This window comes from Halomonas sp. (genome assembly GCF_034520545.1).
Classification (GTDB): Bacteria; Pseudomonadota; Gammaproteobacteria; order Pseudomonadales; family Halomonadaceae; genus Halomonas.
On sequence record NZ_JAXHNN010000010.1, the window covers coordinates 155,394 to 177,798 of the forward strand.

22 protein-coding genes are annotated in these 22,405 nt (G+C 64.3%); 9 read left to right on the forward strand and 13 right to left on the reverse strand.

Annotated elements, in window-relative coordinates; genetic code table 11:
* The first annotated feature begins 14 nt into the window (after positions 1 to 14).
* Genes pheS through ihfA form a run of 3 tightly spaced genes read left to right on the forward strand, consistent with a single transcriptional unit; the run spans position 15 to position 3,806 of the window.
* Positions 15 to 1,034 carry a phenylalanine--tRNA ligase subunit alpha gene (gene pheS, locus U5L98_RS09250; protein ID WP_322558026.1) on the forward strand — a complete coding sequence of 340 codons (1,020 nt, stop codon included), beginning with the start codon at positions 15 to 17 and terminating at the stop codon, positions 1,032 to 1,034.
* A 40-nt stretch (positions 1,035 to 1,074) separates the two neighbouring features.
* Complete coding sequence (pheT, locus tag U5L98_RS09255) at positions 1,075 to 3,453, forward strand: phenylalanine--tRNA ligase subunit beta (RefSeq protein ID WP_322558027.1); 2,379 nt, start codon at positions 1,075 to 1,077, stop codon at positions 3,451 to 3,453.
* Between the two features lie 50 nt (positions 3,454 to 3,503).
* Complete coding sequence (gene ihfA, locus U5L98_RS09260) at positions 3,504 to 3,806, forward strand: integration host factor subunit alpha (RefSeq protein WP_322558028.1); 303 nt, start codon at positions 3,504 to 3,506, stop codon at positions 3,804 to 3,806.
* 89 nt (positions 3,807 to 3,895) lie between these two features.
* Here the strand turns inward: ihfA and U5L98_RS09265 are convergent, their stop codons facing one another.
* The gene (locus tag U5L98_RS09265) at positions 3,896 to 4,105 is read right to left on the reverse strand and encodes a DUF2788 domain-containing protein (RefSeq protein ID WP_089709763.1); all 210 of its coding nucleotides are present in this window, start codon (positions 4,103 to 4,105) and stop codon (positions 3,896 to 3,898) included.
* 133 nt (positions 4,106 to 4,238) lie between these two features.
* Here U5L98_RS09265 and U5L98_RS09270 point away from each other — a divergent pair, with 133 nt between their 5' ends.
* Both U5L98_RS09270 and U5L98_RS09275 read left to right on the forward strand, forming a co-directional pair.
* Positions 4,239 to 4,703, forward strand: a complete 465-nt coding sequence (locus tag U5L98_RS09270) for a flavodoxin domain-containing protein (RefSeq protein ID WP_322558029.1) — start codon at positions 4,239 to 4,241, stop codon at positions 4,701 to 4,703.
* Position 4,704: 1 nt separating this feature from the next.
* Positions 4,705 to 5,070: a hypothetical protein gene (locus U5L98_RS09275; RefSeq protein WP_322558030.1), complete on the forward strand. Its 366-nt coding sequence runs from the start codon at positions 4,705 to 4,707 to the stop codon at positions 5,068 to 5,070.
* Between the two features lie 124 nt (positions 5,071 to 5,194).
* Here U5L98_RS09275 and ppnN read toward each other — a convergent pair whose 3' ends face one another.
* From ppnN to gcvH, 3 genes are all read right to left on the reverse strand, one after another.
* Positions 5,195 to 6,556 carry a nucleotide 5'-monophosphate nucleosidase PpnN gene (ppnN, locus tag U5L98_RS09280; RefSeq protein WP_322558031.1) on the reverse strand — a complete coding sequence of 454 codons (1,362 nt, stop codon included), beginning with the start codon at positions 6,554 to 6,556 and terminating at the stop codon, positions 5,195 to 5,197.
* 153 nt (positions 6,557 to 6,709) lie between these two features.
* On the reverse strand, positions 6,710 to 9,610 hold the full coding sequence (gcvP, locus tag U5L98_RS09285; protein WP_322558032.1) for an aminomethyl-transferring glycine dehydrogenase: 2,901 nt from the start codon (positions 9,608 to 9,610) through the stop codon (positions 6,710 to 6,712).
* 145 nt (positions 9,611 to 9,755) lie between these two features.
* Complete coding sequence (gene gcvH, locus U5L98_RS09290) at positions 9,756 to 10,148, reverse strand: glycine cleavage system protein GcvH (protein ID WP_322558033.1); 393 nt, start codon at positions 10,146 to 10,148, stop codon at positions 9,756 to 9,758.
* A 436-nt stretch (positions 10,149 to 10,584) separates the two neighbouring features.
* Here gcvH and U5L98_RS09295 point away from each other — a divergent pair, with 436 nt between their 5' ends.
* Positions 10,585 to 11,979 carry an alanine/glycine:cation symporter family protein gene (locus U5L98_RS09295; RefSeq protein ID WP_416208234.1) on the forward strand — a complete coding sequence of 465 codons (1,395 nt, stop codon included), beginning with the start codon at positions 10,585 to 10,587 and terminating at the stop codon, positions 11,977 to 11,979.
* A 75-nt stretch (positions 11,980 to 12,054) separates the two neighbouring features.
* A complete protein-coding gene (gcvT, locus tag U5L98_RS09300; RefSeq protein ID WP_322558035.1) occupies positions 12,055 to 13,164 on the forward strand; it encodes a glycine cleavage system aminomethyltransferase GcvT in 1,110 nt (369 codons plus the stop codon).
* Between the two features lie 73 nt (positions 13,165 to 13,237).
* Here the strand turns inward: gcvT and U5L98_RS09305 are convergent, their stop codons facing one another.
* The 6 genes from U5L98_RS09305 to U5L98_RS09330 form a co-directional block, all read right to left on the reverse strand.
* Complete coding sequence (locus U5L98_RS09305; protein ID WP_322558036.1) at positions 13,238 to 13,858, reverse strand: alpha-ketoglutarate-dependent dioxygenase AlkB; 621 nt, start codon at positions 13,856 to 13,858, stop codon at positions 13,238 to 13,240.
* A 46-nt stretch (positions 13,859 to 13,904) separates the two neighbouring features.
* Entirely contained in the window at positions 13,905 to 14,447 is a 543-nt protein-coding gene (locus U5L98_RS09310) for a phosphatase PAP2 family protein (protein WP_322558037.1), read from the reverse strand.
* Positions 14,419 to 15,579, reverse strand: coding sequence for a glycosyltransferase family 1 protein (locus tag U5L98_RS09315; protein ID WP_322558038.1), 1,161 nt, complete (start codon positions 15,577 to 15,579; stop codon positions 14,419 to 14,421). The genes U5L98_RS09310 and U5L98_RS09315 overlap by 29 nt, the downstream gene beginning before the upstream one ends.
* Before the next feature lie 136 nt (positions 15,580 to 15,715).
* Positions 15,716 to 16,666, reverse strand: coding sequence for a M23 family metallopeptidase (locus tag U5L98_RS09320; RefSeq protein ID WP_322558039.1), 951 nt, complete (start codon positions 16,664 to 16,666; stop codon positions 15,716 to 15,718).
* Positions 16,612 to 17,484, reverse strand: a complete 873-nt coding sequence (locus U5L98_RS09325; protein ID WP_322558040.1) for an acyltransferase — start codon at positions 17,482 to 17,484, stop codon at positions 16,612 to 16,614. The genes U5L98_RS09320 and U5L98_RS09325 overlap by 55 nt, the downstream gene beginning before the upstream one ends.
* Positions 17,485 to 17,554: 70 nt before the next feature.
* The gene (locus tag U5L98_RS09330) at positions 17,555 to 18,460 is read right to left on the reverse strand and encodes a LysR substrate-binding domain-containing protein (RefSeq protein WP_322558041.1); all 906 of its coding nucleotides are present in this window, start codon (positions 18,458 to 18,460) and stop codon (positions 17,555 to 17,557) included.
* Between the two features lie 165 nt (positions 18,461 to 18,625).
* Between U5L98_RS09330 and U5L98_RS09335 the strand changes: the two genes are divergently transcribed.
* Together U5L98_RS09335 and U5L98_RS09340 are read left to right on the forward strand one after the other, a co-directional pair.
* Positions 18,626 to 19,327, forward strand: coding sequence for a CoA transferase subunit A (locus U5L98_RS09335; RefSeq protein ID WP_322558042.1), 702 nt, complete (start codon positions 18,626 to 18,628; stop codon positions 19,325 to 19,327).
* Between the two features lie 72 nt (positions 19,328 to 19,399).
* A complete protein-coding gene (locus U5L98_RS09340; RefSeq protein WP_322558043.1) occupies positions 19,400 to 20,062 on the forward strand; it encodes a CoA transferase subunit B in 663 nt (220 codons plus the stop codon).
* Positions 20,063 to 20,166: 104 nt separating this feature from the next.
* Here the strand turns inward: U5L98_RS09340 and U5L98_RS09345 are convergent, their stop codons facing one another.
* The 3 genes from U5L98_RS09345 to U5L98_RS09355 form a co-directional block, all read right to left on the reverse strand.
* Positions 20,167 to 20,934, reverse strand: coding sequence for a DUF1338 family protein (locus tag U5L98_RS09345; protein ID WP_322558044.1), 768 nt, complete (start codon positions 20,932 to 20,934; stop codon positions 20,167 to 20,169).
* 176 nt (positions 20,935 to 21,110) lie between these two features.
* Positions 21,111 to 21,380, reverse strand: a complete 270-nt coding sequence (locus U5L98_RS09350) for a GrxA family glutaredoxin (protein WP_322558045.1) — start codon at positions 21,378 to 21,380, stop codon at positions 21,111 to 21,113.
* Between the two features lie 130 nt (positions 21,381 to 21,510).
* Positions 21,511 to 22,329, reverse strand: coding sequence for an inositol monophosphatase family protein (locus U5L98_RS09355; protein WP_322558046.1), 819 nt, complete (start codon positions 22,327 to 22,329; stop codon positions 21,511 to 21,513).
* Positions 22,330 to 22,405: the final 76 nt, after the last annotated feature.

The window sequence follows — 22,405 nt, forward strand, 5'->3', positions numbered from 1 at the left end:
TCGGAGTTCAACGGATGGACCACCTTCCCACTCTGGTTGCCGAGGCCCGCAACGCCATCCACGCCGCCGACAGCCTGGCCGCACTGGACGACCTGCGCGTCCGCTATCTCGGCAAGAAGGGCGAGATCACCGCACTGCTCAAGGGGCTCGGCAAGTTGCCTGCCGAGGAGCGCCCGGCTGCGGGCGAGCAGATCAACCAGGCTAAACAAGCTCTGGGCCAGGAACTGGACGAGCGGCGTCAAGCGCTGGAAAAGGCGGCCCTCGAGTCGCGCCTGGCGGCCGAGCGCCTCGACGTGACCCTGCCGGGACGCGGCCAGCCCAGCGGTGGCCTGCACCCGGTGACGCTGACGCTGGAGCGCATCGAGGGACTCTTCACCCGCATTGGCTATGATGTGGCGGTCGGTCCCGAGATCGAGGACGACTACCACAACTTCGAGGCCCTCAATATTCCTGCCCACCATCCGGCGCGGGGCATGGCCGATACCTTCTACTTCGATGCCACCCGGCTGCTGAGGACCCATACCTCGCCGGTGCAAGTGCGGACCATGAAGGAGGCCGAGCCACCGATCCGTATCGTCTGTCCTGGGCGCGTCTATCGCAGCGATTCCGACCTGACCCATACCCCCATGTTCCACCAGGTGGAAGGATTGCTGGTCGACGAGGACGTCAGCTTCGCCGACCTCAAGGGCACTATCCAGGATTTCCTTCACGCCTTCTTCGAGCGTGATGACCTCTCGGTGCGCTTCCGGCCTTCCTACTTCCCCTTCACCGAGCCCTCGGCCGAGGTCGACATCCAGTGCGTGATGTGTAGTGGCGAAGGTTGCCGGGTCTGCTCCCACAGCGGCTGGCTGGAAGTCATGGGCTGCGGGATGGTGCATCCCGAGGTGTTCCGGCACTCCGGGATCGATGCCGAGCGCTACACGGGCTTCGCCTTCGGCATGGGCGCCGAGCGCCTTGCCATGTTGCGTTATGGCGTCAACGACCTGCGGTTGTTCTTCGACAACGACCTGCGCTTTCTCAGGCAGTTCGCCTGATCGACCCCCGGATGAGCAGAACACACCGATAGGATCTGACATGAAATTTTCCGAACAGTGGCTGCGTGACTGGGTCTCGCCGGCGCTCTCCACCCAAGCGCTGGCCGACCAGATCACCATGGCCGGCCTGGAAGTCGATGCCGTTGACCCGGTGGCCGCCGCCTTCAGCGAGGTCGTGGTAGCGGAGGTGGTCGGTAAGGAGCCGCACCCCGATGCCGACAAGCTCAACGTCTGCCGGGTCGAAGACGGTAGTGGCGAGCCCGCCCAGGTGGTCTGCGGGGCGCCCAATGTGGCCGTGGGGCAGAAGGTTCCCTTTGCCCGGGTTGGTGCGGTGCTACCTGGTGATTTCACGATCAAGCAGGCTCGACTGCGTGGCGTCGAGTCCCGCGGCATGATCTGCTCGGCGTCCGAGCTGGGCCTAGAGGAGGAGACCTCCACGGGAATCCTGGTGCTGCCGGCCAGCGCACCGGTGGGCGAGGGGTTCCGTGACTTCATGGGCCTCGACGACCACACCATCGAGGTGGACCTGACGCCGAACCGCGGAGACTGCTTGAGCGTCAAGGGGCTGGCACGCGAGGTCGGCGTGCTCAACCGTCTGGCCGTCGAGGGACCCGATCTGGCTCCCGTGAGCCCCACTCACGACGAGGCCTTCCCGGTACGCGTCGAGGACGCGGAGCGCTGTCCGCGCTACATCGGTCGCTTGATCAAGGACGTCGATGTCACCGCCGAGACCCCGCTGTGGATGGTCGAACGGCTGCGGCGCAGTGGTATCCGCTCGATCGACCCGGTGGTGGATGTCACCAACTACGTGATGCTCGAGCTCGGCCAGCCACTGCATGCCTTCGATCGCGCCAACCTGCACGACAGCGTGGTCGTGCGGCTGGCACGGGAAGGTGAGCGCCTGGTGCTGCTGGACGGTCAGGAGATTACCCTGAACGGCACTACTCTGGTGATCGCCGACGAACGTGGTCCGCTGGCCATCGCCGGGGTCATGGGCGGTGAGCACTCGGGTGTAAGCCCCGAGACTCGCGATGTCTTCCTCGAGTCGGCCTTCTTCTCACCGCTGGCGGTCGCCGCTCAGGCGCGCTCCTATGGCCTGCATACCGATGCCTCGCACCGCTTCGAGCGCGGTGTCGACCCCTGCCTGGCCCGCGAGGCTGCCGAGCGGGCCACCGTTCTGCTGCTGGCGATCACCGGTGGCGAGCCCGGGCCGCTGGTCGAGGTCGCAAGTGAGCCACACCTGCCGGACGGCCGCCGGGCGAGTCTGCGGGCGTCGCGCCTGGAGCAGGCGCTGGGCAAGTCGCTGCCCCATGAAGAGGTCACCGAGATTCTCGAGCGCCTGGGTCTGGTGGTCGAGTCCACCGATCAGGCCTGGACCGTACAGGTCCCCAGCTGGCGCTTCGACATCGCCATCGAGGAGGATCTGATCGAGGAGGTGGCGCGCATTCACGGCTACAATCGTTTGCCAGTGCGCCGTCCCCTGGTTCGCCTGGCCTTGCGTCCGGCCCGAGAAGCACATACCTCCTTGGCACGGTTGCGCCGCCAGATGGTCGCGCGCGGCTACCAGGAGGCCGTGACCTATAGCTTCGTCGCCCCCGAGCTGCAGCAGGCGCTGCATCCCGAGGCGGTGTCGCCGACGCTGGCCAACCCCATCTCCAGCGATCTGTCGGTAATGCGCGCGAGCCTCTTTCCGGGACTGGTGCGGGCCCTGCAGCATAACCTCAATCGCCAGCAGAGCCGGGTGCGATTGTTCGAGACGGGCCTTACCTTCCGCGGTGAGCTCGACCACTTGCACCAGACCCCGATGCTCGGGGCGCTGGTCTGCGGGTCTCGCGAGCCGGAGGGTTGGAGCGGTGGCAGGGAGCCGGTCGACTTCTTCGACCTCAAGGGCGATCTGGAGAGCCTGCTGGCCCTCGGCGAGCCCGAGGCGTGGCGTTTCGAGCCCGGCGAGCATCCGGCCCTGCATCCCGGCCAGTGCGCCCGCATCCTGCATCGCGGCGAGGAGGCCGGCTGGATCGGCACCCTTCATCCGGCAGTGCGCGCGAAACTTGGCCTCAAGGTCGATGCGCTGCTCTTCGAGGTGCGGCTCGATGCTTTGACCCAGGGCCGGGTTCCGGCCTTCACGCCTCTTTCGCGCCATCCCGAGGTGCGTCGCGACCTGGCCTTCCTGATTGATGAGGGGCTGCCGGTGCAGTCGCTGCTTGATACCATCCGCGCCCAGGCCGGCGAGTGGCTCGTGGAGTCTCACCTGTTCGATGTCTATCAAGGCAAGGGAGTGCCGGAAGGCCTCAAGAGCGTGGCTCTGGGCTTGACCTGGCAGCATCCATCGCGCACGCTCAATGACGAGGAAATCAATCAGTTGGTTGATGTCATCGTCGTGGAATCGCGTCAGCATCTGGGAGCGGAGTTGCGTGCCTGAGCTTCGTGCATCTCGTCGATAGGCAGGACCAGCGCCATGAGGACGACAACATGGGTGCGTTGACCAAGGCGGAACTGGCCGAACATCTGCACGCCGAACTTGGCCTCTCCAAGCGTGAGGCCAAGTCCATGGTGGAGGCCTTCTTCGAGGAAATACGCGGCTGCCTCCGTGAGAACGAGCAGGTCAAGCTTTCGGGCTTCGGCAACTTCGACCTGCGCGACAAGCGCGAACGACCCGGTCGTAATCCAAAGACCGGCGAAGAGATCCCGATCTCGGCACGGCGTGTGGTCACTTTCCGCCCCGGCCAGAAGCTCAAGAGCCAGGTCGAGGAGTATCTTGGCGAGGCCCACTGATCTTCTTTTTGACCACGAATGACGCCACTCCTTGGAGTGGCGTCATCTATCGGTTCCTGGACGCTTGATGACCGGACGTCGCCGCATCTTCAGACGCCGTTGCCGCTCTCTAGTATCCAGGTAATGACCACCTTCAGGATATAGCCCAGCATCCCGGCGCCCAGCACCACGAACAGCATGATGGTGCCGAAGCGGCCGGCCTGGGATTTCTTCGCCAGGTCCCAGATGATGAAGCCCATGAAGAGGATCAGGCCACCGATCATGATCGGGGTGATCCAGGTCTCGAAGGTCTGTTGCATGATGCCTCCGTGCACGTCCGGGGAAAGCTGACCATTGTACTCGGGCTTTGACGACACTGCAGGCGCCAAGGCGTGGCCCCATGCCACACCCCCATGCTAGTATCCGATCGAAATTCTCAGGTAATTCCATGACATGCCCATGCTCAAGATCTTTGTAGGTACCATGTATGGCGGTGCCCTGGATGTCGCCGAGCAGGTCAAGCCGCTGTTCGAGGAGGCCGGCTACGAGGTGGCCATCTTCGATCAACCTGTCCTCGACGACCTTGTCGGCTCGCCCACCGATCTGGCGCTGTTCTGCGTCTCGACCACCGGCAGCGGCGACCTGCCCGGCAATATCGTGCCCTTCGCCCGCGACCTCGAGGAGCAGAGTCCCGGCCTCAATGGGCTGCGCTATGGTCTCATCGCCCTGGGTGACAGTTCCTACGGCGAGACCTTCTGTGGCGCCGGGCGGCACCTTGATGCGCTGCTCGAGGGGCAGGGCGCCCTGCGGCTCGGTGAACGCCTCGAGGTGGATGCCATGGAGACCTTCATGGCGGACGACGAGGCCTTGCCCTGGGTCGAGGAGTGGATCGACGCTCAGCAGCTGAAGGTGGCCTGACGTGGGGGCCACGCCGACCCCGGAGCGCCTCAGCCTGCTGCTGGGGCTCGGGATTCTGATGCTGGCGACTCTGCCACGCTACCTGGCGGGAGGCCACGAGACACGCCTTTCGGTGATGCTCATGGCGCTGGCGGTGGTGGCTTTGGTGATCCTTCTGCAGTGGCGGTTGCTCTCCGCCGAGGCGCGGTCGCGCCTTCCCGCGCTGCTGCGTCGTCTGGGGCTTAGCCTGGTCGCGGGAACGATCGTTATGGCGCTCTGGCACACCCTGACCAGCGACTTCTTCGGCTGGGAACTGCTGGTATCCCACGGCGCTACCCTGGGACTGCTGCTGCACGCCCTGTCGCTCTGGGTGAAGGCGCCGCGGTAAGCCAGCCACAAGCCACAAGGAGCAAGCCACAAGGACCCCCTTGGCTTGCTCTTTTCGTTTCTGGACACTGCTGACTTGCAGCTTGCAGCTTGCAGCTTGCAGCTTGCAGCTTGCAGCTTGCCCCTCAGCCCAGCGTATAGCAGGGCACGTAATCACCGGCGAGCTTCATGCGGCCCTGGACGACGAAGGAGGCCAGCAGCTCGTCGAGGCGGGCCATCAGCTCCGGCTCGGCGTGCAGGCGGAAGGGACCATGGGCCTCTATCGCGCGGATGCCCTGCTCCTTGACGTTGCCGGCAACGATGCCAGAGAAGGCCCGGCGCAGATTGGCGGCCAGTTCGTGTACCGGCTGGTCCCGGTGTAGCGCCAGGCCGGCCATGGCCTCGTGGGTGGGCTCGAAGGGCTCCTGGAAGTTCCTGGCCACGGTCAGGCGCCAGTTGTAGTAGAAGGCGTCCTGGCGGTTGCGGCGATACTCGGCCACCGTATCGATGTTCTTGCGCATGGTGCGGGCCACCTCGACGGCGTCGTCGACGATGATGCGGTAGAGCCGGCGCACTTCCTCGCCCAGGGTGTAGACAAGGAACTCGTCAATGCGCTTGAAGTAGTCGGCAGAGCCGGCAGGCCCAGTCAATATCAGCGGCAGCTCCATGTCGGCATTGTCGGGATGCAGCAGAATTCCCAGCAGGTACAGGATTTCCTCGGCGGTGCCCACGCCGCCCGGGAACACCAGGATGCCATGCCCTAGACGCACGAATGCTTCGAGGCGCTTTTCGATGTCGGGCATCACCACCAGCTCGTTGACGATGGGGTTGGGTGCCTCGGCCGCGATGATTCCGGGCTCCGAGACCCCCAGGTAGCGCCCCTGGGTGCGACGCTGCTTGGCATGAGCCACGTTGGCGCCTTTCATCGGCCCCTTCATGGCGCCGGGCCCGCAGCCGGTGCAGATGTCCAGCTCGCGAAGCCCCAGATGATAGCCGACGGACTTGGTGTAGTCGTACTCCTCACGGGAGATCGAATGGCCGCCCCAGCAGACGACCAGGCTGGGGTCGCGTCCCGGCTTGAGGGTTCCGGCCTTGCGCAGGATGTGAAAGACCGCGTTGGTGGTACCCTCGGCGGTCTCCAGGTCGAAACGATGGCGGGTCTGGATCTCGTTGTAGACATAGACGATGTCGCGCAGTACCGCTGAGAGGTGCTCGCGAATGCCGCGAATCATCTTGCCGTCGACGAAGGCCTCGGCGGGGGCATTGGTAATCTTGAGGCGTACGCCGCGGTCCTGTTGCAGCACCTCGATGTCGAAGTCCCGGTAGGTCTCGAGCAGGGCAAGGCCATCATCGGTCAGATTGCCGCAATTGAGTACCGCCAGCGAGCAGTTGCGCAGCAGATCGTGCAGGCCGCTCTTCGAGGTATCGTGGAGGCGTTCGACCTCCTGCTGCGAGAGGATCTCGAGGCTGCCTTCCGGCGAGATGGTGGTGGAAATGGTGTCGGGCATCCTTGGGGTTTTCCTTTCGTCATGGCGGCGTGGCGCTTTTTCTTTTTCGCGATGGTATCACGCCGCGCTGACGGCAACAGGCCCCGCCACAGCGGGGCCTGTTGCTCTCTCTCGACGAGCGCTCTCGACGCACGCTGCTGTTTTGGCGTGTCGTCAGTCACGATACTCGTCGATGCTGGGGCAGGAGCAGATCAGCTGCCGGTCGCCGAACACGTTGTCGACGCGGTTCACCGCCGGCCAGACCTTGGCTGCCTTGACCGCCTCGCTGGGGAAGGCGGCGAGCTCGCGGGAGTAGGGCCGAGCCCAGCCGTCGTCCATCAGGTCGGCCATGGTGTGCGGAGCATTGACCAGCGGATTGTCGTCCGCCGGCCAGTCGCCGGCCTCGACCCGACGGATCTCCTCGCGGATGGCGATCATGGCGTCGCAGAAGCGGTCGATCTCGTAGCGCGACTCTGACTCGGTAGGCTCGATCATTAGCGTGCCGGGCACCGGGAAGGACATGGTCGGGGCATGGAAGCCGAAGTCCATCAGGCGCTTGGCGATGTCCTCCTCGTTGATGCCGGACTCGGTCTTGAGCGGGCGGATGTCGATGATGCATTCGTGGGCCACGGTACCGTTTCTGCCCTTGTAGAGCACCGGGTAGTGCTCCTCGAGCCGCCGGGCGATGTAGTTGGCGTTGAGTATCGCCAGCTCGGTGGCCTCGCGCAGGCCGCGTGCCCCCATCATCTTGATGTAGGCCCAGGAGATCGGCAGGATGCTGGCGCAGCCCCAGGGCGCCGCGGAAACCGGCCCGCTGTTGCCTGCTCGCCGTCCAGCCGGTGTCACCAGCGGGTGGTTGGCGACGAAGGGTGCCAGGTGGGCCTTTACGCCGATCGGCCCCATGCCCGGACCGCCGCCGCCGTGGGGAATGCAGAAGGTCTTGTGCAGGTTGAGGTGAGATACATCGCCGCCGAAATCCCCGGGGCGCGTCAGACCTACCTGGGCATTCATGTTGGCGCCGTCGATGTACACCTGGCCACCGTGCTTGTGCACGATCTCGCAAACCTCGCTCACGCTCTCCTCGAATACGCCGTGGGTGGAGGGGTAGGTGATCATGATCGCAGAGAGGGCGTCGCGGTGCTTTTCGGCCTTGACGCGCAGGTCGTCGAGATCGATGTTGCCGTCGCTGTCGCACTCCACCACGACCACCTTCATCCGCGCCATGGCGGCGGAGGCCGGATTGGTGCCGTGGGCCGAACTGGGGATCAGGCATACATCGCGGTGGCCCTCGCCCTCGGCGGCCTGGTAGCGACGGATGGCTACCAGGCCGGCGTATTCGCCCTGGGCGCCTGAATTGGGCTGCATGGAGATGTGGTCGTAGCCAGTGATTTCCACCAGGAAGGCGGCCAGTTCATTGATCATCTGCCGGTAGCCAGCCACCTGGTTGCGGGGCGCGAAGGGGTGGATTCGCGCGAATTCCGGCCAGGTGATAGGGACCATCTCGCTGGTGGCATTGAGCTTCATCGTGCACGAGCCCAGCGGGATCATTGCGTGGGCCAGCGACAGGTCCTTGTTTTCCAGGCGCTTGAGGTAGCGCAGCATCTCCGTTTCGCTGTGGTAGCGGTGAAAGGTCGGGTGTGTCAGGAAGTCCTCACGCTCGCACGGCGCCGCCGGAATGCCGCGTGGTGCGTCGCCGCGACGCACGCGCGTCGAGCTCGCGCACGCAGAGGCCGTGTTCCTCGCCGAGCGAGCACGTTCAGACAGATGCGCGACATCGTGGGCGGTGGTGGTCTCATCAAGGCTCAGGCCCACGTCGCCATTGTCGAAGTAGCGCAGGTTGAGGTCGTGGGTCATGGACCGGCCATGGAGCTTGCCGGCATCCAGGCCGGTCAGGCGCAGGGTGTCGAACCAGCTGTCGTGGGCCAGAGTGACGCCCTTGGCCTTGATTCCCTCGGCGAGGATCGTCGTCAGGCGGTGGATACGCGAGGCGATGGTGCGCAACCCTTCGGCGCCATGGTAGACGGCGTAGAAGCCGGCGATGTTGGCCAGCAGCGCCTGGGCGGTGCAGATGTTTGAAGTGGCCTTCTCGCGGCGGATGTGCTGCTCGCGGGTTTGCATGGCCATGCGCAGCGCCGTGTTGCCGCGGCTGTCCTTCGAGACGCCGATAATGCGCCCCGGGATCGAGCGCTTCAGCTTGTCCGTGGTGGCGAAGAAAGCAGCATGCGGCCCGCCATAGCCCATCGGCACACCGAAGCGTTGCGAGGACCCCACCACCATGTCGGCGCCAAGGGCTCCCGGCTCCTTGAGCAGCACCAGACCCATGATGTCGGCAACCACACAGGTCATCACGTCGCGTTCGCGGGCCGAGGCGAGCAGTGGCGAAAGGTCGCTGACATGGCCGCTATCGCCCGGATACTGGAGCAGGGCACCGAAAACCTCATGCTCGGCGAGTTCCTCGGCGGGGGCCACCACCAGCTCGAAGCCGAACCAGGCGGCGCGAGTACGCACCACGTCGAGGGTCTGGGGGAAGACGTCTTCGGCGACGAAGAAGGTGTCGCTCCTGGCCTTCTTGTTGGCTCGTTTGCACAGCGCCATGGCCTCGGCGGCTGCGGTCGCCTCGTCGAGCAGCGACGCGTTGGCCAGTTCCATACCGGTGAGGTCCATGACCATCTGCTGGAAATTGAGCAGGCCCTCCAGGCGGCCCTGGGAGATCTCCGGCTGGTAGGGGGTGTAGGCGGTGTACCAGCCGGGATTCTCCAGCACGTTACGCTGAATCACGGTCGGCAGGTGAGTATCGTAATAGCCCTGGCCTATATAGCTCTTGACGACCCGATTCTGGTGGGCCAGGCGCTGCAGGTAGTCCAAGGCCTCGGCCTCGCTCTTGGGCGGGTCCAGGTCCAGCTCACGCTCCAGCCGGATGCCCGCGGGGACGGTGGCCTCGAGCAGCGCAGGCAGGCTCTCCATGCCCAGGGTGGCGAGCATGCCGTCGACGTCGGAGGCGGCGGGTCCGTTGTGGCGTTGAAGGAAGGCATCGTGAGCGGCCAGTTCGGCCAGGCGGCGGTTGTCGAAAGCCATGGAACACCCTGTGTGCATGACGGGGTCTTGCCCCGGGAGAACGTCGAAAGGAGCCGGCCCCGTCATGGGCGAGGCCGGGCTTGGCGCCTCGTCGCATCAGTGCTGGACACGACGCTAGGCCTGAGCAGGGCGCCGGGGGTGATGATCACTCCTCTGCGGCGGCCACTGCCTGATAGGCGTCGGCATCGAGCAGGTCATCGAGCATGCTGGCATCGTCCAGGCGAACCTTCATGAGCCAGCCATCCTCGTAGGGGGACTCGTTGACGGTTTCGGGTGCGTCTTCAAGCGCCTCGTTGATTTCGAGAATCTCGCCGGCTATCGGTGCGTAGAGGTCGGAAGCGGCCTTGACCGACTCGATGACGCCAAACTCGTCACCCACGGCCAGGGTACGACCCACATCGGGAAGCTCGACGAAGACCACGTCACCCAGCGCTTCCTGGGCGTGGTCGGTGATGCCGATGGTCACGGTGCCGTCGCCGTTGTCGAGGACCCATTCATGGCTTTCGGCATAGCGCAGGTTGGCGGGGATAGAGCTCATCGTGATTTCCTATACGAAAAAGGTTTTCGGATTCGCGAATGCTAACGCCATTGTCGGCGTTTGGCGAGTCCTCCAGAAAGGCCGACTCGGCGCACCACGCTCTTTCGACCCGTTCAAAGGGTGGTCCGCTGAGAACGGTCCGTCCAGTGCCGGTCCTGCCGAGTGTTTCCTCCTGTTGCTCCATCGCGTTGCCGACAGTAGGCTTCCACGTTTCCGATAGGAAACAGATGGCGTCACCGTCCACGTGCCGCTGCGGTGCTTCGGGCTGGTGCACTAGTGGTAGGATCCGCTATCGTGAAGGTGTCTGTCCTGTCGATCTTTCGTCGAAGCTTGGCTTGCCCATGCCATTTCCTCTTTTCCGTAGAAGGAAAGTTCGGGCGTGCGTGGCGGGTCACAACAACAAGCGTGAACAAGGGAGGCTCCCGTGGAAGCATTAATGGCATTCTTGAGTTCGGTGGAAGGCATCGTATGGGGCATTCCCATGCTGATCCTCCTGCTGGGTGTCGGCATTTACCTTCAGGCCGGTCTGAAGCTGATACCGATTCGCAAACTTGGCACCGGCTTCAAGCTGATGTGGCAGGGGCGTGATCGCAAGCTGGCGCCGGGCGAAAAGAAGACAAAGCAGGAAGAGGGTGAGATCTCGCCCTTCAATGCCCTGATGACGGCGCTGTCCGCTACCATCGGTACCGGTAACATCGCCGGTGTGGCGACCGCCATCTTTCTGGGTGGTCCGGGGGCGGTGTTCTGGATGTGGATCACGGCGCTGGTTGGCATGGCGACGAAGTTCGCAGAAGCCGTGCTGGCGGTGCGCTATCGTGAGACCGACAGCACCGGTTACCACGTCGGTGGACCGATGTTCTACATCAAGAACGGCCTGGGCAAGAAGTGGCTGTGGCTGGGCGGTGCTTTCGCCTTTTTCGGTGCCGTGGCCGCTTTCGGCATCGGCAACACAGTGCAGTCCAACTCGGTAGCCGAGGGGCTTAGCGAGTCGCTGGGTATGCCTCACTGGCTGACGGGCCTGATCCTGATGGTACTGGCGGGAGCCGTTATTCTTGGCGGCATCAAGCGTATCGCCAGAGTGGCGGGCAAGCTGGTGCCGATCATGGGGATCGCCTATGTGCTGGCAGGTATCCTGGTGCTGATTCTCAACGCCGGCCAGATCGGCGAGGCGTTCAGCATGATCTTCTACCATGCCTTCAATCCCATCGCCGCGGCAGGGGGCTTTGCCGGTGCCGGCGTGGCCATGGCGATTCAGTTTGGCGTGGCGCGAGGCATCTTTTCCAATGAGGCCGGCCTGGGCAGCGCGCCCATCGCCCATGCGGCGGCACAGACCAAGAACCCGATCAGACAGGGCCTGATCGCCATGCTGGGCACCTTCATCGATACCATCATTGTCTGCTCCATTACCGCCCTGGTCATTCTCACCAGCATTGAGTGGAGCGGAGGTGAGACTGGTGCACGCTTGACGGCGGTTTCCTTCGATCTGGCGCTGCCGGGTATCGGTGAGTACATAGTGACCTTCGCCCTTGCGGTCTTTGCCTTTACCACCATCCTGGGCTGGTCCTTCTATGGAGAGAAATGCTTCCAGTTCCTGTTCGGCACCCGTTCGATCATGCTCTACCGCGTGCTGTTCATCATTGCGATCCCGATCGGGGCAATGGCTAATCTGGATCTGGTGTGGGTGCTGGCGAGCGTTTTCAATGCCATGATGGCCATCCCCAACCTGATCGCCCTGGCGCTGCTGTCGCCGGTGGTCTTCAAGCTGGCCCGTGACTACTTCGACGGTAAGGAAATCCTGCCGGGCGAGGAGCTGGACCACGATAAATCCTGAAAGCGAGTCACGCTGGAGAGGTGTCCCGAGGGGCACCTCTCTTGCGTTGATTCCTAATTCACGAGTGATGACGCAATGAGTAATCTCAAGCACACCCCCCTGCACGCCTTGCACGTGGAACTGGGGGCCAAGATGGTGCCCTTCGCCGGCTATGACATGCCGGTGCAGTATCCGCTGGGGGTCAAGCGCGAGCACGAGCATACCCGTCGTGCCTGCGGCCTCTTCGATGTCTCCCATATGGGGCAGATCCTCGTGCGCGGCCCACGGCCGGCCGAGGCATTGGAGACCCTGGTGCCGGCGGACATCATCGGCCTTCCCGAGGGCATGCAGCGTTATGCGCTGTTCACCAGCGAGGAGGGTGGCATCCTGGACGACCTGATGGTGGTCAATGCTGGAGATCACCTCTATCTGGTGGTCAACGCCGCCTGTCGTGAACAGGATTTTGCCCACCTGCATCGTGGCCTGCTTGGCCATGAGATCGAGATGGTCGATCGCGGCCTGCTAGCGCTGCAGGGGCCGGCGGCGGCCGAGGTGATGCAGCGGCTCTGCCCCGAGGCCTGCGAAATGGTCTTCATGCAGCATGGCCACTTCACCATCGAGGGCATCGATGTCTGGGCCAGCCGCAGCGGCTATACCGGCGAGGACGGTTTCGAGCTCTCGGTGGCTGCCGACGACAGCGAAGCGTTGACGCGACGCCTGCTGGCGGAGGAAGAGGTCGAGGCGATCGGTCTGGGTGCCCGTGATTCGTTGCGCCTCGAGGCAGGGCTTTGCCTCTATGGTCACGATATCGATACAGAGACAACGCCGGTGGAAGCAGGGCTGATCTGGGCCATCGGCAAGCCACGACGTCGCGGCGGAGAACGTGCTGGTGGTTTCCCCGGCGCCGACCTGATCCTGCATCAGGTAGCCGAGAAGGACCATCGCCGCAAGCGGGTGGGACTGCTCGGCGAGGGCCGCGCCCCGGTGCGCGAGGGAGCCGACCTCTATGATGGCGAGGATTACCATGTGGGGCGCGTGACTTCGGGCGGTTTCGGCCCCAGCGTCGGTCAGCCGGTGGCGATGGGCTATGTGGCCATCGAGACCAGCGAGATCGGCACCACGGTGTATGCTGAGGTCCGCGGCAAGCGTCTGCCGATGACGGTGAGCAAGATGCCCTTCGTCACCCCCGGCTATCACCGAGGCTAGAGCTCGACGCCCTTTTTTATACCGTTATCTGTTTGCAAATTCATCTAACGGACATCCCGATCCAATTGCGAGGTCACGACCTCGGTTTGACCAGGCGGAAGGTCAGGCTGATGCGCAAGCCGGGAAGTTGGCGTGGGAGCAGGGCATGCTGCAGCCTGCTCTGCACGCCGGCTCCCATCACTAGCAGGCTGTCGTGGGGTAACCAGACATTGAAGGGTTCATGCGAACGATCCTTCCAGCGGAAGCGCAACGGGCGCTCGGCCCCCAGGCTCATCGCGGCGATCAGCGGGTCGGGGCCGAGTTCGGGTTCATCGTCGCTATGCCAGCCCATCCGCTCCTCGCCGCCGGCATAGCGATTTAGCAGCACGCTGTTGAAGCGGGCCGGGGTGTCGGCCTCTGCCAGGGCGCTGACCACTCGGTCTCGCAGCGCCGCCACCGCAGGATGCCAGGGCTCGGGCAGGAAGTCCCGCCCCGAGTAGCGGTAGCGGGTGTCGGGGTCGCCCATCCACAATTGTCGCCGCGGGATCGCATGCTCGCGTCCGTAAAGGTGCAGGGTCGGTCGTTGCCATGCCAGCGCCTGGTCGAGTTGTGCTAGAAGCCGGGTCGCGGGGAGGTCGCCGAGCAGCCCGGTGAACAGTGTCAGGGAAGGCGATTCGAGCAGGGGTTCGCCCTTCTGGGCGTATCCAGAGCGCATGAGGTCAGGATGCCAGCCCGACTGGGTAGCGGCCAGTGATATTCGTTCAGGCGGTCAGCTGCAGGCTGCCCAGGGCAAAGACCAGGCCGAGCAGTCCGCCGGCCGCAACATCGCTGATGTAGTGCAGCCCCAGCCCCACCCGCGATACGGCAATCAGCAACGCGACAGGAATTAGCCAGGGCAGCAACCAGGGGGCATGGGCGGCGGTCAGCACACAGAACAGCACGGCATGCATGGTATGGCCGCTGGGAAAGCTGTAGCGGTCCCGAGCGGGCTCGTTGCAGTGAATGATGCCGCGGAAGGTGATGAAGGGGCGCTCGCGACACAGGCGGGTCTTGAGGAGCCGGTAAATGCCTATAGCCACCAGAGCCGTGGCGCTGTACTGGGCCATCTTCTGACCGCTACCGGCAGGTTGAATCAGCGGCTGGGCGAGGATCAGTGCGACCCATAGAGGCCAGTCCCCCAGCCTGCTGGAAAGCCGCAGCAGGGCCAGCCAGGGCGGGTGGACGTTGAAGCCGGCCAGGCGCCGGCAGAGCTGCCACTCGATGAGGTCGAGACGTTCAAACACGGCAGACGGATGTGGCTTCATCGTGATGCTCCCGGGGTTGAGTCAGGGTGGCGAGGAAAGTATCGGCAATCGCCGACCAATGGTACGTCAAGGCACGTTCCCTGGCGGCGCGACCCAGACGGGCATAGCGGGCAGGCTGCTGGCACAGTGTGGCGGCGGCTTCCTGGAACTCGGCCTCGTCGCCCACCGGCAGGCTGACACCGTTGAGATCGTCGTCGATCAGCTCGGCGCCGGCGGCATGGCGGAAGGCCACCACGGCCAGGCCACTGGCCATGGCCTCGAGGACCACGTTGCCCCAGGTCTCGGAGATCGAAGGGAAGACGAAGAGGTCGGCACTGGCGTAGTGGCGTACCAGTTCCTCCCGGTCGACGAAACCGGCAATGTGGGCGTCGGGCAGAGCCCGCTCCAGTGCGGCTCGCCCCGGGCCGTCACCGACCACCACTAGGGTGATATCCGGACGGGCGGCGAGCATCGCCGTGAAGGTGTCGCGCAGTAGGTTGAGGTTCTTCTCGGCGGCGAGGCGTCCGACATGAAGCGCTACTGGACGATGGGCATCGCTGCCCCAGGCGGCGCGCAGGACCGGGTCACGATGGGCCGGCGAAAACCGCTCGCCATCGATGCCGCGGGCCATGATCCGCAGGTTGACGAAGCCGCAGCCGGCCAGCGCCCTTGCCTGGTCGCGGGTCGGCACCAGGGTCGCGGCCGTGCGATTGTGGAAGTGGCGCAGGCGGCGCAGCACCAGCGGCGCCAGCCAAGGCAGGCCATAGTCGCGGCAGTAGTGGTCGAAGTTGGTGTGCCAGCCGCTGACCACCGGGATGCTCAGCCGCTTGGCGGCATTCAAAGCCGACCAGCTCAGCGGTCCCTGGGTGGCCAGGTAGACGGCCGTCGGGCGCTGCTGGCGCCACAGGCGCTGGATGGCCGCCGTGGCCGGCAGACCGATTCGTACCTGGCGATAGCCCGGCAGGCCAAGCCCCGGCACCCGGAGCTCCGCTTCCATTCCCTCGGCCCGTGGCGTAGCCGCGTCCGCCGGTCGGGGGCGGATCAGCTGAAGGGCCACGCCTCGCTGGCGTGGCTCAGCACTGAGCTGGCCGAGGGTATGAGCGACCCCATTGATGTCGGGGGACCAGGTTTCACTGACCAGGCAGATGCGCATGTAACTCCTCTCGCGATGGCAGGCCCTGAAGGGCTGACACCGCCGAGGATGCCGGATGGCCATGACAACAGTGCGACACGGTGATGAAGGACGCGTGACGACGGGCCGGCGCGACAGCACGGGCACCGCCGGCCCGTCAGCGCAGCACTCGTGCAGGGTCGATGGGCTTGCCGCCATGGCGCATGTCGAAGAGCAGCCTTGGGCTGCCATCCTGCTGGCCGACTTCGCAGACCGGGGCTCCACGCTTGACCGAGTCGCCGCTGGCTACCAGGGGCTTCGCGCAGAGGGCATAGACGCTCTGCAGGTTGTCAGCATGGTGAACGATGACCACCTGGCCAAGTTGTCGCATGCTGTTGGCGAAACGCACCTCGCCGTCGGCCACGGCACGGGCCCGGCTTCCCCGGTTGGTGGCCAGCAGCATGGGCTGAAGCGTGCCGCGCGCGTCTGGGCCGAAGGGACGCTCGATGCGATAGTCCTCCAGCGGCCAGGGCCAGCGGCGGGCGGCAGAGGGCAGGTCTCCCGGGTCCGGCAGGCGTCTGCTTGCCGGTCGGGAAGCCTGGCGTGTACTGGAGGCCTCGCTTGTGGTATCGCCCCCGCTGGTGTCCCTGGAGGCCGCCTGCCGGCTGCCTAGTGGCACCTGGATCAGCTGGCCGACCCTCAGGCTGGTGGGGGCAATGCCGGGGTTCGCCGCCTGGATCCGATCGGCGCGGCCGCCGAAGCGCCGGCCGATGGCACTGTAGGTGTCTCCTGGCCGCACTCGGTAGCGGTAGGGCCCGCCGGAGGGGGCCCGCTCCTCGCGGCCAGGTACCAGAAGGCGCTGGCCCACGACCAGTCGCCGAGCATCGACGCCGGGGTTGAAGCGCTCCAGGCGCACCAGGGGGACGTCGGCGCGGCGGGCGATCTCGCCCAGGGTGTCGCCGCGCTGGATGGTGATCCACTGACCGGCGGTATCCCCATCCGAGCGGCCACCACCGTCATCACCGCGTCCGGCGCAGCCGGTCAGCAACAGCGCTAGGCTGACCAGCAACAGGGTCAGCGCGATGAATCGAGCCGGCGATCCTTGTCCTGCCACAGGGCATTGAGCCATGACTGGAAGCGTTCCTTGTAGTCCGTGTCGTCGTGATAGTCACCCTCGAGCATCCAGGTGGGGACTTCCAGTCGCCTGGCTTCCAGTCGCACCGGACCCTCACAGCCGCAAAGGAAGCCCCAGAAGCTGGGGTCAGGATTCTCGTAGTGCAGGGTGACATCCAGAATACCGCCCAGGTGATCGCCGAGCAGGCTCATGACCTGGGCGATGCCACCGGCGCGGGGCTTCAACAGATGGCGATAAGGGGCCCCCTGAGCGGCCTGCTTGGCGGGGGAGAAGCGAGTGCCTTCGACGAAGTTGTAGATGGCAATGGGGCGCTCACGAGCGTGGCGGCACATGCGCTCGGTGGCCTCGCGGTCGCGACGCGCCAACTGCGGATTGCGTTCGCGCTGCTCGCGGGTCAGGCGACGCAGCATGGGGAATTCCATGGCCCAGAAGGCCAGTCCGACGATGGGGATCCAGATCAGCTGGCGCTTGACGAAGAAGTGGGGCATGGGAATGCGCCGATGCAGGGCGAAGAACAGAAGGAAGATATCGGTCCAGCTGCGATGGTTCGAGAGCACCAGCCACCACTGCTCGCGTGAAAGTCCGTCCGGCAGTACTACCTCCAGCCGTGGCCTCAGCCAGCGACGCATCCACCAGAGGTTGCTGCCCACCCAGTTGAGGGCCACCCAGTTGAGCGCCGTCAGCACCCGGCGACGCAGCTGACGTCCAGGGGTCACCAGCTTGACCAGCGTGAGCAGGATCAGCGGGATGCCCCAGGCGAGGGTAGTGAGAGTCAGCATCAGGATGCTGACGAGCCCCCTGAGGGTCGGCATGCCTGTCTCCTCGGCCGGATTGACGAGCTCTCATGCTAATGGATCGATCGCGGGCTGCCCAGCTGCCGGGTCAATGTGCAGCTGCCAGACCCGGCGTGCGAATGGTTTCGGCGAGGACCTCCTGCAATGCCAGGGCGGCCACCGAGAGCTCATGGTTGTTCCAGGTCAAAACGCCGACGTCGCGTTCTATCACCGGATCATCGAGGGGCACGCAGATAGCGCCGAGCTGCTGCATCTGCGCGATGCATAGCGACGGGACCGCGCTGACCCCCAGGCCGCTGGCGACCATGCGCCCCACGGTAGCCAACTGGTGGCATTCGAAGGCAGCAGGCAGGATGAAACCACGACTTTCCAACTGCTGTTCCAGCAGCCGGCGCACCATTGAGGGGCGCTGCAGGGCAATGAAGTCACGGGTTATTAGCGTCTGCCAGCCGAGTCGTTGGCGCTGGGCCAGGCGTGAGTCGGCCGGCACCACGGCCACGAAGCGATCTCGAAACAGGGGGGTGAAAGAGAGGCTGCCGGTGGCCTCAGGCTCGAATACCAGCCCCAGCTCGACCTGGCGAGCACGAACCATCTCGATCACCTGCTCGTTGATCACGTCATGAACCGTGACATTGACCCGTGGATGTCGCTGGCGGAAGACGCGCAATGCGGGAGGCAGCAGGTTGCTGGCAAACGAGGGCATGGTGGCCACCGCCAGCCGGCCGAGCTGGAGAGTGAAGCGTTGACGCAGCAGCTCCTCGGTATTGTCCCACTCGGCGATCAGGCGCTTGGCCAGGGGCACGAGCGTCTCACCCTCCGGGGTAAGCCTTACGCTGCGGGTGCTGCGTATCAGCAGGCGACCGCCCAGGCTTTCCTCGAGGCCCTTGATCGCCAGGCTCAGTGCCGGCTGGGAGAGATGCAGGTGTTCACAGGCCTGGGTGAAGCTCAGGGTCCGGGCCACAGTGAGGAAGGCGCGCAGTTGCTTGACGGTCATGGCATGCTACCAAGGTCAAATTTATTGAGGAAATGAATTAATCAATAAATAAAACAAACTTAACAAATATATTGGCAACAGCAACACTGGGCTGACATTCTGCTCATTCGCTTCACCACTTTTCTCTGCACCACAATTCATTCGACAACAACGCGAGGCGCCACTATGGCCGGATTCGACAAGCGTGTGTATTCCTACGAAGAGGCAATGGACGGTATCGAGAGTGACATGACCGTCATTGCCGGCGGCTTCGGTCTCTGCGGCATCCCCGAGAACCTGATCGCCGAGATCAAGCGTCGCGGTGTCAAGGGCTTGACGGTATGGTCCAACAACTGCGGCGTGGACGGCTTCGGCTTGGGTCTGCTGCTCGAGGACAAGCAGATCAAGAAGTTCTATGCCTCCTACGTCGGCGAAAACGCGCTCTTCGAACAGCAGATGCTCAACGAGGAGATCGAGGTGGTCCTCACCCCTCAAGGCACGCTGGCAGAGAAGATGCGCGCCGGTGGCGCCGGTATCCCGGCCTTCTATACCGCCACCGGCTATGGCACGCCGATCGGCGAGGGCAAGGAGGTGCGAGTGTTCAATGACCGCCACTACATCCTCGAAGAGTCCGTGGTCGGCGACTTCGCCATCGTCAAGGGCTGGAAGGCGGATCGCTATGGCAACGTCATGTACCGCAGCACCGCCCAGAACTTCAACCCGATGGCCGCCACCGCCGGGAAGATCACCGTGGTCGAGGTCGAGGAGATCGTCGAGCCGGGCGAACTTGCGCCCGACCAGATCCACACGCCGGGTATCTATGTCGACCGCATCATCCAGGGCACCTTCGAGAAGCGTATCGAGAAGCGCACCATTCATCAGGGCTGAAGGCGGCACGCGACCCCGATAGCCGGCCCTCACGGGGCCGGGGCTTCTCCACCGAACACAAGAGGCAAGAAGATGGCACTGACTCGCGAACAGATGGCAATGCGCGTGGCGCGCGAACTAGAAGACGGTTTCTACGTGAACCTGGGCATCGGTATTCCGACGCTGGTGGCCAACTACATTCCCGACGGCATCGATGTCATGCTGCAGTCCGAGAACGGCCTGCTCGGAATGGGGCGCTTTCCCACCGAGGAGGAAGTCGACCCGGACATGATCAATGCCGGCAAGCAGACTGTCACGGCACGCCCGGGGGCGGCAATCTTCTCCTCGGCAGAATCCTTCGCCATGATCCGTGGCGGTCACGTGGATCTGACCGTGCTGGGCGCCTTCGAAGTCGACCAGAACGGCAACATTGCCTCCTGGATGGTGCCGGGCAAGCTGATCAAGGGCATGGGCGGTGCCATGGACCTGGTGGCCGGTGCCGAGAACATCATCTGCACCATGACCCACGCCTCCAAGCATGGCGAGTCCAAGCTGCTCGAGGCCTGCAACCTTCCGCTGACTGGCGCGGGCTGCATCAACCGGGTGCTGACCGATCTCGCCTACCTGGAGATCAAGGACGGTGCCTTCCACCTCAAGGAGCGGGCGCCGGGCGTCTCCGTGGAAGAGATCAAGGCGCTGACCGCCGGCAAGCTGGTGGTGCCTGACCACGTTCCGGAGATGACCTTCGAGGCCTGATCTCCATGACGGTGACAAGGCATGCGGCCCGGACTCGTGTCCGGGCCGCTCTTTCGCGCGGATGATGCACAGCGTTATCCACAGATTCTGTGGATGGTCAGAGATCAGGAGATCTCGCAGCGGGTATGGTGCGGCAACAGGAGCTCGGCCGCACGCTCCTGATTGGCGCTGACCTGTTTCTGAACGAGAGAGAGTCCGCCGAGGCTGACACGGTGCTCATCGCCCTCGGCGAAGGCCAGGCGCCGCGAGCTGGTGGCATAGAAGCGGTAGTCGAGCAGTGGCGAGACGGGAAAGAGACCGTGATAGTGGTCGCTGCTGCCGGTGAGGCCGGTTTGCTGCAGCTGAACGTTGAGCTCGGTTATGTCGTGTCCCAGGCGCTGGCAGTCGAATCCGGCGTGATGCATCCTTGGCCCCATCACCGCAAGCCAGCCGGCTAATGGGTGGGCCTGGTGGAGGGCCCGGTAAGTGCTCCAGTCGGGCATCGGCCAGGGACGGCCATGGCAGAGCAGGGCCTGACTGCGAGCTTCCCGGGGGTCGGCGCTGCCGACCAACTGCTGAAGGTGCTCACGGGGTCGTCGTGACAGGGTGCCTAGCTGGAGCTCTGCGAGCAGTACCCAGGCCCCATCGTCCGGTGCAGTGAGCAAGGTGACAAGCAGACCACGATCGGCCATGGCGTAGCGCTGGTGAGGGCGATACCCGAATCGAGCCAGGGTCGGTAGAAGGGCATTCATGGCCCAGGGGCCATGGTTCAGTGTCAGGATCGCCAGGTATTCTGCCGGCGCCTCTACGGGCCATAGTCGCAGACTGCCTACGTCCGGATGCTGGTGGATATAGTCCAGCCAAAGCTGCTGGACGAACTCTTCCCGTTGCATCGTGCCTTGTCCCTCTGTCGTGATGCCCTGTGCTCGCCTGCACGCCGCCAGTATAGGCAGCGGGTCGTGAGCGGCATTCAACGCGGGGAAGACGTTCGTCGTGACGGGTTTACCCGGAGAACAGGCAAGCTGATCAAGTTCCGTGGTCGGGGCAGGACGGACAACGGCCGGTCGGTTCAGCTGGCGATAGTCAGCAGTGCCTGATCATGCACATATCGGTCGAACTCGGTAAAGCCGCCGACATGGGTCTGGTCGACGAAGATCTGCGGTACGGTATGCACCGGTTTGCCGATGGTCTTCTCCAGGTCGGCCTTGGTGATGCCTTCGACATGGATATCGATGTAGCGGTAACCCTCGATGGCACCGGCACTCTCGAGCCGGGCGGCGAGCGCCTTGGCACGGTCGCAGAAGGGGCAGGCGGGGCGACCGAAGATAACGACGAACATTCAGCGACTCCTTGCACGGCGGGGTGCGTGAAGTGGGATTGTGGAAATAGCTTGGCATTGTGACGGAGCAGGTGGCGTTTCGCCAATAGCCGCCTCCTTGCAGGGTAATGACAACCCGCTATCTCGCCGTTCAGAGGTCGATTTCCCCGGCATCGGCCTGGCGCAGCAGGTCACCGAGCTCGGCATGCAGGTTGGGGCTGGTCACCAGCAGGTTTTCGCCGTAGAGGTCTTCGGGAATTCCCGCCGGACCGGGGTAGAGGTGCCCGGTACGGGCGCCTGCTTCACGGGCGATCAGCCAGCCGGCGGCACAATCCCAGGGAGAGACGCTCTCGTAGTAGGCATCCAGCCGACCACAGGCCACATCGCACAGATCCAGAGCCGCCGAGCCGTTGCGGCGCACGTCCTGACAGTGGGTCAGTACGGCAGTGAGGCGTCGCATCAGCGGCTTGCGACTGTCACGGCGATAGGGGAAGCCTGTGCCAACCAGGGCATGGATCAGGTTCCCGGTGCGGCTGGTATGGATCGTCTGGCCATTGCACCAGGCCCCTTGACCGTCAAGCGCAGTGAAGGTCTCGTCCAGGAAGGGGGCATGCACCACCCCCAGTCGGGTGCGGCCCTTGCTTGCCCAGCCAATGGAGACTGCCACATGGCGCAGGCCATGAGCGAAGTTGACCGTGCCGTCGATGGGGTCCACCACCCACAGGGCTTGCGGACTGTCCAGAACCTGGCGATCCGGGGCCAGCTCCTCGCTGAGGCGTGCCTCTCCTGGGAAGTGCTGTTCGAGTCGCTCGCTGATGTGCGTATCCACCTCGACGTCGGTGTCCGTAACCAGCTCCTGGCCATGCTTGTAGCGTTGGCCGAAGACCTGATGTTCACGGGCCTCGACGATCATCCGGCCGGCCTCGTGGGCGATTTCGACGGCGATCTCCAGTCGCTGGGTGGGTGTCATACAGACTCCTCGGCAGGGGGAAAGCGCTCCTTCATGCTAGCATTTCGCCTAGCCCCTGCCGAATGTTCGAAACGGC